The following is a 17293-nucleotide window of genomic DNA, read 5'->3' on the forward strand; positions in this document are numbered from 1 at the left end:
GTTGAAAGGGTAGGACTAGGCGCCGAACTTGGGCGTGTGGACTGAACCGAGCGTGATGTGCACGGCCTGCTGGTCGGTGTAGAAGTCGATCGAGCGGTAGCCACCCTCGTGGCCAAGGCCAGAAGCCTTGACGCCGCCGAACGGCGTACGCAGGTCGCGGACGTTGTGGCTGTTGAGCCACACCATGCCGGCCTCGACGTTCTGCGAGAAGTTGTGGGCCCGCGTCAGGTTCTGCGTCCAGATGTAGGCCGCCAGGCCGTACTTGGTGTTGTTCGCCAAGGCGAGCGCTTCGTCGTCGTTCTCGAACGGGGTGATGGCCACGACGGGACCGAAGATTTCCTCCTGGAAGATGCGCGCGTCAGGCGCGACGTCGGCAAACACCGTGGGTGCGATGTAGTTGCCTTCGGGGAGGTGCTCCGGGCGGCCGCCACCGGCCAGCAGCCGGCCTTCGGACTTGCCGATCTCCACGTACGATGCCACCTTTTCGTAGTGCTCCGGGTGGACCAACGCGCCGACCTGGGTTTTGGGATCGTGTGGGTCACCTACCACGATGTTCTTGGCCCGGGCGGCGTACTTTTCGCAGAATTCGTCGTAGATAGCGCGCTCGACGAGGATACGGGAGCCAGCCGTGCAGCGCTCGCCGTTGAGCGAGAACACACCGAACAGGGCGGAGTCGATCGCTGCATCCAGGTCGGCGTCAGCGAACACGACACACGGGGACTTACCACCGAGTTCCATGGACAGACCCTTGAGGTTGGCTGCGGCGTTGCGGAAGATCGTCTGGCCCGTGGTGGTCTCGCCAGTGAAGGAGATCAGTGGCACGTCCGGGTGCTTCACAAGTGCGTCGCCGGCTTCCTCGCCCAGGCCGTTGACCAGGTTGAACACACCGTCCGGCAGGCCGGCATCCTTGAAGATGGTCGCCCACAGCGAGGCAGAGAGCGGCGTGAACTCGGCAGGCTTGAGCACCACGGTGTTGCCGGTGGCGAGGGCCGGGGCGAGCTTCCAGGACTCGAGCATGAACGGGGTGTTCCACGGAGTGATCAGGCCGGCGACGCCGATCGGCTTGCGGTTCACGTAATTGATCTGCGACCCCGGGACCTTCATGGCGTCGTCGAACTGTGCCACGATCAGGTCCGCGAAGAAGCGGAAGTTCTCAGCTGAACGCAACGCCTGCCCCTTGGCCTGGGTGATCGGCAGGCCCGTATCAAAGGTCTCCAGCTCCGCGAGGCGCTCCTCCTGCGTCTCCACGGCGTCGGCGATTCTGTTCAGCACGCGGGCGCGTTCGCGCGGCTTCATCTTCGGCCACGGGCCGTTGACGAACGCTTCGCGGGCGGCGGCGACGGCGAGGTCGATGTCTTCCTTCTGGCCAGCCGCAGCAGTGGCGTAATTCTGGTTGGACACGGGGTCCAGGACATCGAAGGTCTTGCCCGACACCGAGTCAACGAACTCACCGTTGATGAAGTGCTGGATGTGCGTAGGCAGGTTCTCAGGTACGTAATGCTTTGCTGTTGTTTCTACAGGGGTCGTCATCGTTGAAGTCCTAACTGTGTTGTCTTACTGATTTGCTTGTGCCAGGTATGCGTCGAGGGTGGCAGCGCGGTGCCGGCGGGCGGCGTGTTCGATCGTGTCGGCGTCTGCTCCAGACTCGATGAGCTGAAGCAGCGCCTCGTGTTCGCGCACCGATTCCTGGGCGCGGCCGGGAACGAACCGGAACGTGGAGGACCTCAGGGACGCCAGCCGGTTCCATCCCCGGTGAACGAGGTCCAGAATGTGCGGATTGGGGCAGTGTTCAAACAGGACGCTGTGGAAGTCCTGATTGAGCGCCGTGAAGCGGACGGGATCGAAGTGCTCCAGGCACTCGCGCATCTCCTCGTTCACCGCACGGGCCCGGGCAATGGACACGGAATCGATCAGCGGAGCGGACAGCGCCGTGGCGGCACCCTCCACGATGCTCAGCGTCTGCATCGTGTAGAGGTACTCGGTGGGGTCGATGCCGGAGACCGTGGCTCCCACGTTTCGCTCGAACTTCACCAGCCCTTCGGCTTCCAGTCGGCGGATCGCTTCCCGCACGGGAACGACGCTGAAGCCCAGGTCCTCTGCGATTTTGGCAAGCACCAGCCGGTAACCCGGCGTGTACGTGCCCTCCACGATCCTCGCCTTCACGGCGGCATACGCCTGCTGGGACTTGCTTTGGGCGGCGGCGCTTTCGACGGCGGTTTCAGTCACCTTGGGCTCCTTGCCGGCTCTGCCACTCGGCAAACTTGGCCTGCCATTCCTTGTTCATCGGGTAAAGTCCGTCGACGCTGTTGCCTTCCTGGACCATCTGGAAGATGAACGTCTCTTCTTTTTCCTGCTGGATGCAGTCCTCCACGAGTTCCTCGGCGATGGCTGGCGGGATCACCAGGATGCCGTCCGAGTCGGCCACGATGATGTCCCCCGGTTGAACCGTGGCGCCGCCGCACGCGATAGTGATGTCCGTGTCCCAAGGAATGTGCCGGCGGCCCAGCACTGCCGGGTGTGGATTCGCGAAGTAGGTCGGCATCTCCAGGTCGGCCACGGCCGAGTAGTCGCGCACGCCGCCGTCGGTGATGATGGCGGCAGCGCCGCGCACCTGGGCACGCAGCGCGAGGATGTCGCCTACCGTGCCGGTGCCCTTTTCGCCGCGGGCTTCCATGACAAGGATTTCGCCCTCGTTCACGGAATCGATGGCGCGCTTCTGTGCATTGAACCCGCCACCGTGGGTCTTGAACAGATCCTCGCGATTAGGCACGTAACGCAGGGTGCGGGCGAGGCCCACCACTTTGCGGTCCGGGCGGGTGGCCTGCAGGCCGTCGATGCTCACGTTGTTCAGTCCACGCTTGCGCATCTGGGAAGAAAGGGTAGCGGTCGCGACACTTTCCAGCTTCGCTTTCAACGCGGGCGAAAGCACACTCGCAGCAGGCGCCAAACCAGCAGCTTCCCGCGATCCGTAGGCCTCCTCCCGCTGGGTGTCATCAGTCTTGGGCTGGGCACCAAAGTCCGCGAACGGCGTCGTACCTTCCGTTACTTTGGTGGCCAGACGGCCGCTGCTGAAGTCGCCTCCGGTGACCTCAATTTCGACGACGTCACCCGGCTTGGCAACGGAAGCGCCCGCCGGGGTGCCGGTGAGGATGATGTCGCCCTCTTCGAGCGTTAGCAGCTGGGAGAGGTCCGCGACAAGCTGCGCGAAGGGGAAGAGCAGGTCCTCGGTGGTGTCGTCCTGGACGAGGTCGCTGTTGTGCCACGTGCGGATCCGCAGGGCTGCGGGATCAACCGCGTCAGCGGGGATCAAAGCGGGGCCAACGGGCGTGAAGCCGTCGCCGCCCTTTGACCGAACGTTGGAGCCCTTGTCCGCGTAGCGGAGATCGTAGACGCCGAGGTCGTTACTCGCGGTAACCCATTCGACGTGGCTCCATGCGTCTTCGAGACCCACGCGACGGGCGGACTTGCCGATGATCAGGGCGATCTCGCCTTCGTAGCCGAGCAGTTCGCAACCAGCCGGGCGCTCAACGGTTCCGGGAGCCTCCGCGGAACCAAGTGCCAGTGAAGACGGAGGCTTCAGGAAGTACGAAGGCTGCTCCGGGGTGCGTCCGCGCTGGGCCGCGCGGCTGGGGTAATTGATGTGGACGGCAATGACTTTGCGGGTGCGGGCCAGCATGTCCTGGCTGACTTCCTGGGTCCGGAACTCCAGTGTCACGGCGCCTCCTCCTGATCGAACATTTATCGAGTACGAAATCGTATACGATAACTATGACCTTCGATCAGAAAGACGTCAACCCCCTTTTTCAACCCAACTGACTCGCAACAGTTAGTTGGGTTAATCAGAAGGGGCGTGCAGGTTTGCCAACATGCAGCCCGCCGGAATCGCGCGCCATGGCACTGGCACGCCCCCTGGAGAAACTGACGGGCCGGGAATAAGTTTCAAAATGAGTGCATCCTTCGCGTGGACTCCCGTAGGGTACCCGCATGGACATCATCCTGGTACCCGGTTTCTGGTTGGACGCTTCATCGTGGGACGAGGTGACGCCGCCTCTTGTGGCGGCTGGGCACTCCGTTCACCCCCTCACGCTTCCCGGCCTGGAGGCTGTTGACGCTCCACGCGCCGGAATTGGCCTTCGCACGCACATCGACGCCGTGGTGGAGAAGGTGGATTCCCTCTCCGGCAAGGTGGTTCTGGTAGGCCACTCAGGCGGCGGCGCTATCATCCACGGCGTCGTTGACGCCCGGCCGGACCGCGTGGACCGCGCCATCTATGTGGACAGCGGCCCACTCGGTGAGGGCGGCGTGATCAATGATGAACTGCCCGATGACGGCGACGAAATCCCGCTACCCCCATGGGAAGGCTTCGAGGACGCCGACCTCATCGACCTGACCGATGACCTCAAGGAAGCCTTCCGCGCACGGGCCATCCCGGAACCCAAAGGCGTCGCCTTCGACCAACAACATCTTCACGACGTACGGCGCTATGACGTCCCGGCCACCATCATCACCTGCCAGTTCCCGTCGTCGCTGCTTCAGGAATGGATGGACGCCGGGCACCCGTTCACGGCGGAACTCGCACGCATCCGGGACGTCGATTACGTTGACCTGCCCACGGGACATTGGCCGCAGTTCACCAAGCCACATGAGTTGGGCGAAGCCATCCTGTCAGTCGTCGAGCGCGCCACTTAACGCTCGACGTCGGACGGCCCTGCCGTTGGGCAGGAACCTTGCGGAGGTCAGGGCTTGGGCGGCGTGTTGGTCGCTGGCCCTTCTGGCGCGGCACCGCCCTCGTCCGTCCAATCGCTTCCCGTGGTGTCATCGAGCGCAGGATCGGAGACTACATCCGGCCTGACTGGCGGCGTTGAGGTGGAACCAGTTGAGGTGGAACCAGTGGTAGAAGAAGAGGCAGTGGAGCCGGTGCTGGAGCCGCCATGTGGCCCGGACTTGGACTCCAAAATGCCCGGAAACATCGCTTCGGCCCTCTCCAGGAACTTTCTGCCCGCAGCGTAGAGGTTATCCAGGATGTCAGGGACTGTTTCCTGGACGGCCTCGGTGGCCTGATGGACGTTCTCTTGAACTTCCGGGTTCTTCCAGACCTTTTGGGCGCCTCCGCGAACGCGCCGGTACACCTCCGGCCAGGACTTGGACCCCCACACATAGCCGACAGCGACGCCGGCGGCGAACAATGCTTTCCCTTTCACAGGATCAACTCCTTTCGAGGTGCTATTCCTACGACACTAGTCCGGCCACCACCCGCTGTCACGCGCACATTCAGGGATGGTCGGTTAACGATCATTTGCTGAATTGAAAAAGAGGACTAAACTTTAATGCCAACCAGCGGAAAACCCGCAGGCGGCAACCACATCGCAACCCGAGGAGTGAAAACCATGGGACTGGATGACAAGATCAAGAATGCTGCGGAAGAAGCGGCCGGCAAGGTCAAGGAAAAGACCGGCGAAGCGACCGGCGACAGGGACCTCCAGGCCGAGGGCGCGGGCGAGCAAGCGTCGGCCAACGTGAAGCAGGCTGGCGAGAAAGTTAAGGACGCCGCGAAGGACGCCTTCGACGACAAGTAGCTACAAGTAGCGGATTTCAACGTCATACCACCTCAGTTCGCGGGGCAAGGGCCACAACCGGCAAAATAGTCAGGTTACTTGCTGTTGTTCCCGGGACCCGCTAGCGTTGCTGTTGTAGGACCACGGTCCGGCCCGGTGGACAGGCGTGCGGACAGGAGTGCTTTTGGCTGCATTTAACAATTTAATCGACGTTTGCAAAAAACGTCCCGCCCCATATTCCGCTGGGCCTCACGTGGTTCTGTTGCAGCGCTTATCCGCTGGAACTGACAACCGATGAACTGAACCGCTTCACGAGTTCATGGAATTTCCATCAACAAGAAAGTAGGAGCAAAAATGGGTTTCTTTGGTTTTCTTTTGCTCGGCCTTTTGGCTGGTGCTATCGCAAAGCTTATTCTTCCGGGCCGCCAGGGAGGCGGCTGGTTGGTTACCTTGCTGCTGGGCGTCGTTGGCGCCCTCTTGGGCGGCTGGATCGGCGGCCTGATCTTCGGCGAGGGACTGACAGAATTCTTCGCCATTCGGACATGGCTCCTGGCCATCGGCGGATCCATTGTCGTCCTGCTGATTTACGGCCTGGCCACAGGAGGACGCCGGACCCACCATGGCTGACGAAACCACGCCCAACACCAACCAGGACGATCTCGAGGGCCAATACTCAGAAGGTGACTATGGCGCCGCCGGCGCATCGCCTGATGCCCTGAAGAAAGATGCTGGCGGGGACTACACCGCAGGTGACTACGCCGAGAAGACCGTGCCGTCCGCGGACGCGGAGCTCGATGAAAGCAACACGGAAGACACCCCCGAAGACAGGCCGTTCTCGTCCGAACCGGATGACGAAGCTTCCGGATCGGGCCATCCTTAGGGGTCCTTGAGAAGCTTCAGCGCCTCGTCAAGCGGCAAGACCCGCTGACGATATTCACGGGTAAGAACCCGGAGGACTGCTTCGGCAGCCTCCGGGTTCTCTGTTGCAATGGCATCGGCCGCGTAAATCACCCGGATGTTATGTGCGAAAGCATCAGCGGCTGTCTGCGCAATGCAGTTGTGGGCAGAGACTCCGGCCAGAATGACGGTGTCCACGCCCCAGTTCCGGAGGCGCATCCCCAAGTCGGTGCCCATGAAGGCGCTGTCCCGCGTTTTCACCATCTGTGGAAAGTCGGCCGTAACGAGGCCCGGAACGAACGCGGCCTGCTCACTCTCCCTGAAGATGAAGCCCTGGTCATCGTCCAGCATGTTCAGGCTCCACGTGGACTTGTCCCGCTCATGCTGGGTACCTACCAAGAGGACGTTTGCCCCTGCCTCCCGCGCTGCGCTGGTCAGTGAGTTGCAAGCCGCGACTACTTCTTCCTGTCGACGTTTCAGGGCAGGTTCTTCGAAAAAGGCGTTCTGCATGTCGATGACCAGCACGGCAATCATGCGCATACCCCTCCCTTGTCTTGGATCAGAGGCCCTTGCCGCCGGTCACGGGAAGCACAGCGCCTGAAATGTATGAGCCTTCATCAGAAGCGAGGAGCACATAAGCGGGCGCCAGCTCCGCAGGTTGCCCGGCACGGCCCAGCGGCGTGTCCTGGCCGAACGTTGGAAGCTTGTCGGGCCATTCCGTGGCGGGGATCAACGGTGTCCAAATCGGGCCTGGGGCCACCGCGTTAACACGGATTCCCTTCGGGCCGAGTTCCTCGGCCATGGCTTTGGTAAAGGCTACTTGGGCAGCCTTCGTCATGGCATAGTCCACAAGTTGGGCAGAAGGATTAAAGGCCTGGATGGACGCCGTGACAATGATCGACGCTCCGGGGCGGAGATGCGGAATCGCGGCCTGTGCTGTCCAGATCAGCGAGTACAGGTTGGTTTTGAAGACGCGGTCGAATTCCTCGGTGGGGATGGTCTCCAACCCCTCACGGTTCTTTTGGTACGCGGCGTTCAGGACGACGACGTTAAGGCCGCCCAACTCCTGCACCGTGCGCTCCACGATCTCCGCCGCGAACTTTTCGTCGCGCGCATCGCCTGGCATCAACACTGCCTGCGCTCCGCACTCACGGATCCATTCCGCCGTCGACTTCGCGTCTTCCTCTTCCTCCGGCAGGTAGCTGATGGCGACGTCGGCTCCCTCGCGGGCATACGCAATGGCTACAGCAGCACCGATGCCTGAATCACCGCCCGTGATCAGGGCCTTTTTGCCCTGGAGGCGGCCGTGCCCTACATAGCTGGACTCGCCATGATCGGGCTGGGGATTCAAAGGCTTGGTCAGGCCAGGCTGTTCCTGTTCCTGCTGGGGAAATTCATCGGAGTGGTATCCGCTGCGGGGATCCTTGGGTGCGGAGGTGAGGCGATGGTCCCCCTGCTCCCCGTTGGCTTGCTGTTCGCTGTGGTTTGGACCGGTTTGAGTCATGGTTCTGGCCTTTCTCAGATGTCTGATTTCCGGCTTTCGACGCTACCGTTGGCTGTACCCAAGCACTACCGACCCTAAACGCGCAGTGGAGGCTAGGTCCGGAGGGTTTTGGCCTTCACCATGAGGAACAGTCCGTAGGCGATCAGGCCCACGGCAACCGCTGCCAAAAGGTACAGCCCATAGGGCTGCTCGCTCAAGGCCCGCAAGCTCCCATCAAGGCCAGTGGATTGCGCTGGTTGGGCGCTAACGGCGGCGATGATGACCAAAAGGCCCACGAGCAACAGGGCGATGCCCTTGGCAATGTAGCCCACGATGCCGACACCGGACTGGAACTTGCGGACCGGCTCCTTGAAGGACAGCGCGAGGTCCTTTTCGAAGGTCCTCATAAAGCCGCGCACGGCGAACACCACGCCGGTGATCATGATGCCCGCACCAATTGCGATAAGCAGGACTATCCCGAATGGCGCTTTCAAGAGTGCGACAGTTACATCGCTCGCAGATTCCCGACTATTTTGCCCCTTGCCCTGGATGAAGGACAGGATGGTGGCCGCCAGGCCGGCAAATACGATTGCCTGGGCCACAGCTGACAGCCGTTTGGAAAGCTTGTTGTCCGATTCCTTGCGGTAGCCCAGGATCGCGTTGCCCAGTTGCCACAGAGCCAAGGCGGCACAGGCGCAGAAGCACGCCCAAAGCAGGATAGGCCCCACGGGTTGAGCCGCCAGTTGGGCGACGGCCCCACTGACGTCGGCCTCGCCGCCCCGCCCTAAGGCAAGCTGAAAGGCAATGACTCCGATGAGTATGTGCAGCAGTCCACTGACGGCGTAGCCGGCCCTGGCTACCAGTTCCAAGGCACGTGAGTTCGAGGCATCCTCGGCCACATCAGCGGCCTTCTTCATCTCCTCTTTGATGACAAGCCTCCTTATTATTTTGTGACCTGTCACCATGGTGCCACTCGAACGCTGCTAAAAACCACACACCGACTGCGGCCAGATGCTCCGAAGCCCCACACCCAAAGGGTTGAACTGCTCGCGTACGGTAGTGACCGCACGGTTCTGGCCGAGGACTTCGCTTCCATGGGCGCCAGCCTCCGCGGAGCCGCCGAGGGGATCGGACTTCACATGTGCAGCACCGGTATTCAGGGGCGTGGCTGCGATCTGGTCAGGCATTTCGGTGGTCCTTCCTGAAAGTTCCCATCAGCTCCATTGGCTGATAGTTCAACCATGGGACGGGGCCCTCAAGAAGGACGCCGGGTCATCTCAAGATTCAGTCAAGATTCCCCCGGGCCCAGGAATAGGGGGGTGGGAAAACCGCGTTCAGAAGGCGAACGTGACTTGGAGTTGTTGCCCGCTCGAGAGCGTGACATGCCCGCTAACGCGACCTCCGTCGTCGTCAATCACGACGGCGGCAGGAACCGCCCCGGGTGCCTTGCCTCCCACGTACGCGAGGGAGGCGAAAATGCTGCGACGGCCTGTCAGCTGCCCCTCCACATATCCACAAGCGGCATGCCGGCCCAGCGGCGACACATCCTCGGCGCGGTAAGTCCCGCTGCCCGAGTATCCGTACAGCGGCCACATGCGGGCAAAGAGATCGTCGACGCTGAGCACTCCATCATGAAGCCCGGGCGGCAGCGCCCCCGCGAGCGCATAGCCGCCGTCGCGTACACGCAGCCCGAGCGCGCCTGGCGCCTCAACCACGTGAATCCTCAACTCATATCCGGCGGCAGCAGCTGTCCCGGTTGCAACACGCCACGGCGAACCGGCGGGATCGTCCGCGTCGTTCCACACCGGCGCGTGCCAGCTGGCTGCCTGGCCTTGCCCGGCCTTGAGGCGGTGGATCCTGGCGCGGCGGCTGGGCGTCCCGGTGGCATCGAGGACTGCGAAGTGGTTGTCCACGGGGTCCTCAGTGAAGAGCGGCGCGGTGTGGCTCGAATAGGCGAGACGACGGTAGTGGGGGTCGTCTGGGCCGGGCGCGTAGTATTTGTCGCTCCCGTGGTTGAGCACGCGCGCGATGCCGTCCGCAGCCGTTGAGTGGAGCAAGTAATTGGGGCCAACCGCGTGCCGCACGGCATCCATGGATTCCAAGGGCGAGGGCTCTTCGACGGCCGTCCACACCGGGTGATCGGCCGGAAGGAGGAGTCCCACGAACGCCTTGGAGGTCCAGTACGGCGACGCTGGGCCGGAGTATTCCTGGGTCATCGGGTCAAAGGCGCCGAGCCACCCAAGTGACGGAAGCCCGCCGTCGTAAGCTCCGCCGTCGAGGAAGAACTTTGCGGCACCGCTGGCAATCCGGCGACTCTGGCCGGGGTTAAGGGGCGTCGCGCAGATGGCCTCCCCGAGGAAAACGGGAGCCACGGCGGCGTAGCGGTAGATCAGTGAGCGGCCCTGGAAAACCGGAGCGCCGTTCCCGCCGAAAAAGCTCGGATGGTGGTCCAGGAACTCGGCGAGCCGGGCCCTGTAGATCTCGGACCTGGCCTCGGCTTCCGGGTGCCGGTGGGCTGCAAACTCGGACCACAAAACCGGATAGAGATGGAGGGCCCAGCCGCAGTAATAGTCGAAGAAATCGCCCGTGCCATCGTTATCACCGTCCCGGTACCACCCATCGCCGACGTACCAGTCTTCAAGGCGCTTCAGGCCATGATCGATCTGTGCCGCGTTGTGCTCCAGGCCGGCACCAGCCAGGAACTCGGCGATCAGCACTTGGAAAAGCACCCAATTGTTGTCTACGCAGGCGCTCCTCGAGGAACCCTGCAGCCAATCAGCCACTTGGGCCTGCTCTTTCCCGGACAGCGTGTCCCATAGCCAAGGTTTGGTCAGCTGCAGGCCCAGCACAATGGACGCAGCCTCCACTATTGGCTGGGAGCGGTCACGAATGGGTAGCCACGCTTCAGGACTACCCGGCCGCGTGCCCTCCAGGAGGCCCGCACGATAAAGGTCAAGGTGGCCGTGGGGATCGTCGCCCTGCTCCCCCGCCACCCGGAACGCTGCCAGCATGAACGTCCTGGCGAAGCCCTCCATGGCGTCGGATAAATCACCCGACGACGACGGGCGGCCGTTCAGCCGGATCAGGGCCTTCCGTGGGGAAAAGTAGGGGCGCACAGCGAGCAGCTGCTGGTCCGCGAGCGCGACCCAGTGCTCCCGGGTCCAACCCGTGATGGGGCTGAGCTCGTAATCCGGGGCGGGCATGGTGAAGCCGGTGGCCATGGGTCTCCTGCAGGCGTGCTGACTCTGTGAGCCCTAACCGTAGGCCGTTGGGCGCTCCGATGGGGCCAGTTGAACAAAAGTGAACGCACCTCTCGGATGTTGGACCGATCTCTTGGATGTTTGACCGGGTGCGGGATAGTTCATACTGAACAAACTGAACACAAGTGAACTTGATAGGCGGAGACCTGCATGCTGTCCGAGGATCGTCAACAGCTCATCCTGAGGGAATTGGCCCTTCACGGTTCCCTGAATGCCGCCGAGTTCGCGGCCAAACTTGGAACTTCCGGCATGACCGTGCGGCGGGACCTCGCAATACTTGCCGGGCAGGGCTTGCTCGAGCGGGTCCACGGCGGCGCTGTTCCCACCACCGGCCGCAGCGCTGGAAGCAGCACTGCGGTACAGCAAGCAACATCCTGGCGACCGGGCGGGAGGCGACCCTTGGCGACGATCGGGATGATCGTCCCGTCGGCGTCGTACTACTTCCCGGGAGTGATACGCGGCGCTGAAGCCGCCGCCCACGAAGCGGGCGTGCGATTAGTGCTGGGCGTGTCCAATTACTCGGCCGAGGAGGAGCGGCGCCAGCTTCGCCGCCTTTACGAACATGGCGTGGACGGAATTCTGGTCACGCCGAGTGAGCAGTCGTTGGCGGGCACGGAAACGCTGGACCTCTTGGCCGAAGCGGAGGTGCCGGTGGTGGTGGTCGAGCGTTCCATTGACGACGCCCTGGACCACGGCAGGCTCGAAGCTGTGCGGAGTGACCACGTGCGCGGTGCGGAAATCGCCGTGAACCATCTTCTGGGCCTCGGGCACCGCAAAATCGCCATGTGCCTCCGCGAGAACAGCCCCACTGCGCCGCAGCTGATCGATGGCTACCACCGGGCCATGCAGCGTGCCGGGCACCCCCATGAGGACTCGATGGTCCGAACGATGTCCCGGGCACAAAACGATCCGCAGGCCCATCGCCTGGTGGTGGACGGCATCCTCGCGTGGTGCGCCGAAACCCACGTCACGGCCGCGATTGTCCACACCGATGAGGATGCGCTGCAGTTCGCCAGTGCCTGCCAGGAGCGGCAGCTGCGCATCCCGGAGGACTTCGCGATCATTGCGTACGACGACGAAATCGCCGCCCTCGGGGCGGTTCCCCTAACCGCTGTGGCACCTCCGAAGTACGACGTCGGGCACCAGGCATTGGTGATGTGCCTGAACCGGATTGGGGCCCGACGCGGGAGCACGTCCGCTCTGCAGCGCGTGAACCTCTCGCCAGCGCTGGTGGTGCGGGACTCCACGCAGGTGTAGGAAAGCACTCCTTCAGCCAGCCGGCATCTGTTTACTTCTGTTCATTTCATTGCCCATGTTCACTTTTGTGGCTTTTATTGTGCCTAGTCCAAGGTGCCCCAGCGCCCACCACGACTTCGCATCGTGAACTTCAAAGGAGAACAGAATGAAGCGTCGCCAGCTTCTGCTCGGAGCAGCCAGCATCATTGCCAGTGCTGCCCTCGTCACCGGTTGTGGCAGCACCCCTGCAGCCACGCCAATGCCCACTGAGGACCCCTCCGGGACCATCACGTTCTGGTCCTCGATGGCGGGGATGGACAAGGTAGCCGCCGCCTTCAACGCGAGCCAGAACAAAATCAAGGTCACCTTCGAAACCGTCCCCAACGGAGCGAGCGGCGGTTACGCCAAGTTGTCCACGGCGATCACTGCAGGCAACGGCCCCGATGTTGCCACGATCGAGTACCCCCAGCTTCCGCAATTTGTCAGCAACGGACAGCTCCAGCCTCTGGACGGGTTGATCAACAAGGCCGAAACAGTGGACAAGCTCTCGGATGAGACAAAAGCCCTGGTGCAGTTTGGCGGCGAGACGTACGCGCTGCCCTACGATGCCGCGCCGATGATCATGTGGTACCGGAAGGACATGCTGGACAAGGCCGGCGTCGGCGTCCCCAAAACCTGGGACGAATTCGAGGACGCCGGCAAGAAGCTCAAGGCAGTAGCCCCGGAAGCACACCTGGCCAGCTTCAACCCCAACGAGGCCGCACTGACCGCCGCGCTGTCCTGGCAGGCGGGAGCAAAATGGTTCGGCACCGAAGGCGACAGCTGGAAGGTGGGCGTGAACGATGAGCCCACCCAAAAAGTCGCAACGTTTTGGCAGAAGCTGATCGATGAAAAGATCGTCAAGGTCCAGCAGTCCTTCAGTGACGAGTGGAGCGCAGATTTGGCGAGCGGCGCCGTCGTGGGTGTTCTTGGCGCCAACTGGAGTGCCACAGGTATCCAGAAGCGTACGGAAGCCAGCGGCCAGAAGGGACAATGGATCGCTGCGGAGGTGCCTAACTGGGGAACTCCGGCAGACGCTTTCTATGGCGGCTCCAGCTTCAACATCACCAAGGGCAGCAAGAATCCGGCCGCTGCGGCCAAGTTCATCGAGTTCCTCGCAACCAGCCCGGACGCGATCAAGGCCCGTGGCAACACGGGTTCGGCTTTCCTCGCCTTCCCGGGACTGACGCCCGTTGCGCAGCAGGCATTCGATGCCAGCTACTTCGGTAACGACATCTATGAGGTCTTCGACAACGCGTACTCCACCATCACCCCGGGATGGCAATGGGGCCCCAACTGGGACATCACCAACACCGCCCTTAAGGACGCGTACGGAAAGTTGACCACCGGCGGCAAGGTCGCGGAAGCCGTTGATACGGCCCAGGCCGCAACCGTAGCCGGACTCAAGCAGAACGGTCTCTCCGTCAAGGAGTAGGCCCGCACGGTTGGGGGTGGCCCTTTCGAGGAGCCGCCCCCACCAGCGAGGAGAATAATCATGGCCAACCAGGCACCAGCCACCTCCCAAGGCAAACCGCGCACGATGTCCGGAACCGGAGGCCGTACAGCCGCCCTCTTCCTGACCCCGTTCTTTGCGGTGTTCGCCCTGGCGATGGTGGCACCCGTCATCTACTCGATCGTGCTCAGCTTCTTTGCCCAGCAGAAGTCCGGGCTCGGCTTCGGCCAAGCCAAGACCTCGTTCGTTGGTCTTGAGAACTACTTGCAGGTCCTGCAATCGGAGAGTTTTGTGGGTGGCATAGGCCGCCTCGCCATGTACTGCCTGCTCTACATCCCGTGCATGGTGGGAGGCGCGTTGGCGTTCGCACTCCTGCTTGATGCTGCCGCAGCCCGTGCCCGGAAACTGTTCCAGCTCCTCGTCTTCCTCCCCCACGCGGTGCCCGGCGTCATCGCCGCACTGATCTGGGCTTACCTCTACACGCCCGGTGTCAGCCCGATCGTCTCGGTCCTGGAAACCGGCGGGATCTCGCTGAACTTCCTGGACAACCACATGATCCTGCCGTCGATCGTGAACATCGCGGTATGGGAGTGGACGGGCTATAACGTCATAGTGCTGTTCACGGCTTTGCAGGCGGTTCCGCGGGAGACCCTGGAAGCCGCCCGCGTGGACGGTGCCGGCGAAATCCGTGCTGCCATCAGCATCAAGCTGCCCCTGATCCTGCCAGCACTCAGCGTCATCATGCTGTTTACGGTGATCGGAACCCTCCAGTTGTTCACAGAGCCATCGATCATCTCCAAGGCCACGGCGTCCGTCACCAGCACCTGGGTTCCCAACATGTGGGCCTACGATGCCGCCTTCAACCGGCACAACCTCAACCAGGCGGCTGCTGCCTCCATCATCATCGCGCTCATGGCCGCAGCGCTGTCCTGGGCCGTCACCCGCTTTAGCTCAAGGATGAACAAAGCATGAGCACCTCAACATTGTCCCGTCCGCGGGTTACCGGTCCGGTTGCGCCGTTTGGGAAGCGGCGCCGGGCTCGCTCCCGCAGCGGCTTCGCGGGCGCGTTCACTGTGAACGCACTGCTGGTACTGGGTTGTGCCTACATGGTGCTGCCTGTCCTGTGGTTGTTCTTTGCCTCCACCAAGAACGCCGCTGACCTTTATTCCACTGGTGCTTATGCGTTGGGGCAGCCTTCCTTTTTCGAGAACGTTGGCGCGGTCCTTGGGCAGGATGGTGGCGTGTTCTTCCGCTGGATGGCCAACTCCATGTTTTACGCGACGTTTGGGGCCATTTTTGGTGGACTGATCTCCGTCATGGCCGGCTACGCGTTCGATAAATTCCAGTTCCGCGGCAAGGACTCATTCTTCGGCCTGGTCCTTGTGGGTGTGCTGATTCCCAACACAGCCACAGTCCTGCCGATGTATCTACTGGCCTCGGTGTTTGGCATCACCAACACCATCTGGGCCATCCTCATCCCCGTCCTCTGCAACCCATTCGGCGTGTATTTGGCCCGGGTGTATTCGGCGGCGTACGTCCCGGCCGAAACCCTGGAAGCGGCCCGCGTGGACGGGGCCGGACCGATCCGCTCCTTCTTCTCGTTGGGGCTGCCCATGATGATGCCGGGGTACATCACCATTGCGTTGTTCCAGTTTGTTGGCGTGTGGAACAACTTCATGCTCCCGTTGGTAATGCTCCAGGACCAGCAGCTGCTGCCAGTCAGCGTCGGCATTTCGATCTGGCAGGGATACTCACTCCCCCAGCCTGAGTTCACTCCGATGGTTATCACGGGATCGCTGTTGTCCATCATTCCGTTGCTGCTCGCATTCATCATGCTCCAGCGATTCTGGAAGTCCGGCCTGACCGCGGGGAGTGTCAAGTGAACCTGAACGTTGCTTTGGCCATGCCTCTCAACACTGCCCGGGCCGTGTTTCCCTCCCGAAGCCTGGATCCGCTGGAGCCGGCTCTGAAGCTGCTCAGCCGGGAGCCGATCGAGGACTTCGGTTCAGCATCCGGCCGGGCACTCCTGGCGGAAGCGGACATCCTCATCACGGGTTGGGGTTGCCCAATGATCGACGACGACGTCCTGGATGCTGCCCCACGGCTACGTTACGTCCTGCACGCCGCCGGGAGCGTCAAACACCACATCGGTGAGACCTGTTGGGATCGGGGCTTGTTGGTGAGTTCCGCCGCAGACGCCAACGCCATTCCCGTGGCCGAATACACCGTGGCCATGATCGTCCTGGCCAACAAACGCATCCTGCAGATAGCGCGCGCCCTTCACAGCACCCGAACGGAGGTCCTGCCGGAACAGCTGTTTCCGGACATGGGCAACTACCGCAAGCGCGTCGGGATTATCGGGGCGTCAAAGATCGGCAGGCACGTCATCCGGCTGCTTGCTCCGTACGAGCTGGACATCGTGGTTGCCGACCCGTACCTCTCGGCCGCTGAGGCGAGCGCTCTCGGCGTCGAGCTTGTAAGCCTGGACGAGCTGGTGGCGGGCAGCGACATCGTCAGCCTCCACGCGCCGTCGTTACCGTCCACAAAGAACCTCATCGACGCCGGTCGCATCCAGCGGATGCGCCCTGGGGCCACCTTCATCAACACCTCACGCGGCGAGCTGGTAGATCAGGACGCCCTGTTGGCACGGCTTGAGTGCGGTGATTTGTACGCTGTGTTGGACGTGACGACACCGTGGGTGCTGCCTTCTGGTTCCCTCTTCTACACGCATCCCAATGTGTTGCTCACTCCTCACGTTGCGGGCTCGCTGGGTAACGAATTGGAGCGGATGGCGGCAAGTGCAGTGGGCGAAGCTTTGCGGCTATCCAGAGGTGAGCCGCTGCAGTTTCCAGTGAGGGCGGAGGATCTGGCGTTCATGGCATAACGGCTTCACGCTGCTGCGAGCGCAAGGAGGTCGCGTCGTAATGTTGCGCAGATCACATCTGATGCCTACGCTGGGGTGGCTGCAGCGTGGCAGCGAACGGATGAAAGGCAGCATATTGACCAGCGAGAAGCTCTCTGTAATTGTTCGAGTCGACCTTGAGGGAACGCAGATCCAGATCGCAGCAACCGGTCACGTGACCACCTCCAACCTCCACGCGCTGTATCCAATCGTTCAACGCACCAACAGCCTGGCCGACGGCCGCGACGTCGAGATGGATCTCACCGGAGCGCTGATCGAACCTGATGCGCTTGAGCAGTTGCAGGGCTACGCGATGCTCCATGAGCTGCCCGTGCGAGTTGATGCTGTTCCGGCTGATCCTGGGATAGTTGAGCTGCCGCCCCGCTCCGCGCCGGAGATGGCTGGGGCCGGCCTGGCTGCCTGAGCCGGGCGAACCGGGCGGCCGGCTGGACCGAGGACCGGGCTGAC

At 62.4% G+C, this 17293-nt stretch carries 19 protein-coding genes; 10 read left to right on the plus strand and 9 right to left on the minus strand.

The window, feature by feature from the left end:
* Positions 1-15: 15 nt before the first annotated feature.
* From hpaE to LDN75_RS22845, 3 genes are read right to left on the minus strand one after another with little or no spacing between them, the layout of a single operon-like run.
* On the minus strand, positions 16-1530 hold the full coding sequence (gene hpaE / locus LDN75_RS22835; protein ID WP_223934949.1) for a 5-carboxymethyl-2-hydroxymuconate semialdehyde dehydrogenase: 1515 nt from the start codon (positions 1528-1530) through the stop codon (positions 16-18).
* A gap of 24 nt (positions 1531-1554) precedes the next feature.
* Positions 1555-2226: a GntR family transcriptional regulator gene (locus LDN75_RS22840; RefSeq protein ID WP_223934950.1), complete on the minus strand. Its 672-nt coding sequence runs from the start codon at positions 2224-2226 to the stop codon at positions 1555-1557.
* Complete coding sequence (locus tag LDN75_RS22845) at positions 2219-3676, minus strand: fumarylacetoacetate hydrolase family protein (protein ID WP_263422408.1); 1458 nt, start codon at positions 3674-3676, stop codon at positions 2219-2221. The genes LDN75_RS22840 and LDN75_RS22845 overlap by 8 nt, the downstream gene beginning before the upstream one ends.
* Before the next feature lie 308 nt (positions 3677-3984).
* On the opposite strand from LDN75_RS22845, the gene LDN75_RS22850 reads away from it, so the two are divergent.
* A complete protein-coding gene (locus LDN75_RS22850) occupies positions 3985-4689 on the plus strand; it encodes an alpha/beta hydrolase (protein ID WP_223934952.1) in 705 nt (234 codons plus the stop codon).
* Between the two features lie 47 nt (positions 4690-4736).
* On the opposite strand, the gene LDN75_RS22855 is transcribed toward LDN75_RS22850, so the two are convergent.
* A complete protein-coding gene (locus tag LDN75_RS22855) occupies positions 4737-5201 on the minus strand; it encodes a hypothetical protein (protein WP_223934953.1) in 465 nt (154 codons plus the stop codon).
* Between the two features lie 186 nt (positions 5202-5387).
* On the opposite strand from LDN75_RS22855, the gene LDN75_RS22860 reads away from it, so the two are divergent.
* The 3 genes from LDN75_RS22860 to LDN75_RS22870 all read left to right on the plus strand — a co-directional run bounded on the left by LDN75_RS22860 (position 5388) and on the right by LDN75_RS22870 (position 6435).
* A complete protein-coding gene (locus tag LDN75_RS22860) occupies positions 5388-5576 on the plus strand; it encodes a CsbD family protein (RefSeq protein ID WP_223937670.1) in 189 nt (62 codons plus the stop codon).
* Positions 5577-5909: 333 nt separating this feature from the next.
* Positions 5910-6182: a GlsB/YeaQ/YmgE family stress response membrane protein gene (locus tag LDN75_RS22865; protein ID WP_223934954.1), complete on the plus strand. Its 273-nt coding sequence runs from the start codon at positions 5910-5912 to the stop codon at positions 6180-6182.
* Positions 6175-6435: a hypothetical protein gene (locus LDN75_RS22870; protein ID WP_223934955.1), complete on the plus strand. Its 261-nt coding sequence runs from the start codon at positions 6175-6177 to the stop codon at positions 6433-6435. The genes LDN75_RS22865 and LDN75_RS22870 overlap by 8 nt, the downstream gene beginning before the upstream one ends.
* Here LDN75_RS22870 and LDN75_RS22875 read toward each other — a convergent pair.
* The 5 genes from LDN75_RS22875 to LDN75_RS22895 form a co-directional block, all read right to left on the minus strand.
* Positions 6432-6986: an isochorismatase family cysteine hydrolase gene (locus LDN75_RS22875; protein WP_223937671.1), complete on the minus strand. Its 555-nt coding sequence runs from the start codon at positions 6984-6986 to the stop codon at positions 6432-6434. The genes LDN75_RS22870 and LDN75_RS22875 overlap by 4 nt on opposite strands.
* A gap of 25 nt (positions 6987-7011) precedes the next feature.
* Complete coding sequence (locus LDN75_RS22880; RefSeq protein WP_223934956.1) at positions 7012-7956, minus strand: SDR family oxidoreductase; 945 nt, start codon at positions 7954-7956, stop codon at positions 7012-7014.
* A gap of 92 nt (positions 7957-8048) precedes the next feature.
* On the minus strand, positions 8049-8852 hold the full coding sequence (locus LDN75_RS22885) for a DUF1206 domain-containing protein (RefSeq protein ID WP_223934957.1): 804 nt from the start codon (positions 8850-8852) through the stop codon (positions 8049-8051).
* A 66-nt stretch (positions 8853-8918) separates the two neighbouring features.
* The gene (locus tag LDN75_RS22890) at positions 8919-9122 is read right to left on the minus strand and encodes a hypothetical protein (protein ID WP_223934958.1); all 204 of its coding nucleotides are present in this window, start codon (positions 9120-9122) and stop codon (positions 8919-8921) included.
* Positions 9123-9269: 147 nt separating this feature from the next.
* Positions 9270-11156: a DUF2264 domain-containing protein gene (locus LDN75_RS22895; RefSeq protein WP_223934959.1), complete on the minus strand. Its 1887-nt coding sequence runs from the start codon at positions 11154-11156 to the stop codon at positions 9270-9272.
* A gap of 189 nt (positions 11157-11345) precedes the next feature.
* Here LDN75_RS22895 and LDN75_RS22900 point away from each other — a divergent pair, with 189 nt between their 5' ends.
* From LDN75_RS22900 to LDN75_RS22925, 6 genes are all read left to right on the plus strand, one after another.
* A complete protein-coding gene (locus LDN75_RS22900; protein WP_223934960.1) occupies positions 11346-12452 on the plus strand; it encodes a substrate-binding domain-containing protein in 1107 nt (368 codons plus the stop codon).
* 145 nt (positions 12453-12597) lie between these two features.
* Complete coding sequence (locus LDN75_RS22905) at positions 12598-13905, plus strand: sugar ABC transporter substrate-binding protein (protein ID WP_223934961.1); 1308 nt, start codon at positions 12598-12600, stop codon at positions 13903-13905.
* A gap of 60 nt (positions 13906-13965) precedes the next feature.
* Entirely contained in the window at positions 13966-14895 is a 930-nt protein-coding gene (locus LDN75_RS22910; RefSeq protein ID WP_223934962.1) for a sugar ABC transporter permease, read from the plus strand.
* Positions 14892-15806, plus strand: a complete 915-nt coding sequence (locus LDN75_RS22915) for a carbohydrate ABC transporter permease (RefSeq protein ID WP_223934963.1) — start codon at positions 14892-14894, stop codon at positions 15804-15806. The genes LDN75_RS22910 and LDN75_RS22915 overlap by 4 nt, the downstream gene beginning before the upstream one ends.
* On the plus strand, positions 15803-16807 hold the full coding sequence (locus LDN75_RS22920) for a hydroxyacid dehydrogenase (protein ID WP_223934964.1): 1005 nt from the start codon (positions 15803-15805) through the stop codon (positions 16805-16807). Before LDN75_RS22915 ends, LDN75_RS22920 begins: the two co-directional genes overlap by 4 nt.
* Positions 16808-16847: 40 nt before the next feature.
* A complete protein-coding gene (locus tag LDN75_RS22925; RefSeq protein WP_223934965.1) occupies positions 16848-17249 on the plus strand; it encodes a hypothetical protein in 402 nt (133 codons plus the stop codon).
* Positions 17250-17293 lie beyond the last annotated feature (44 nt).

This window comes from Arthrobacter sp. StoSoilB5, from assembly GCF_019977235.1.
Classification (GTDB): Bacteria; Actinomycetota; Actinomycetes; order Actinomycetales; family Micrococcaceae; genus Arthrobacter.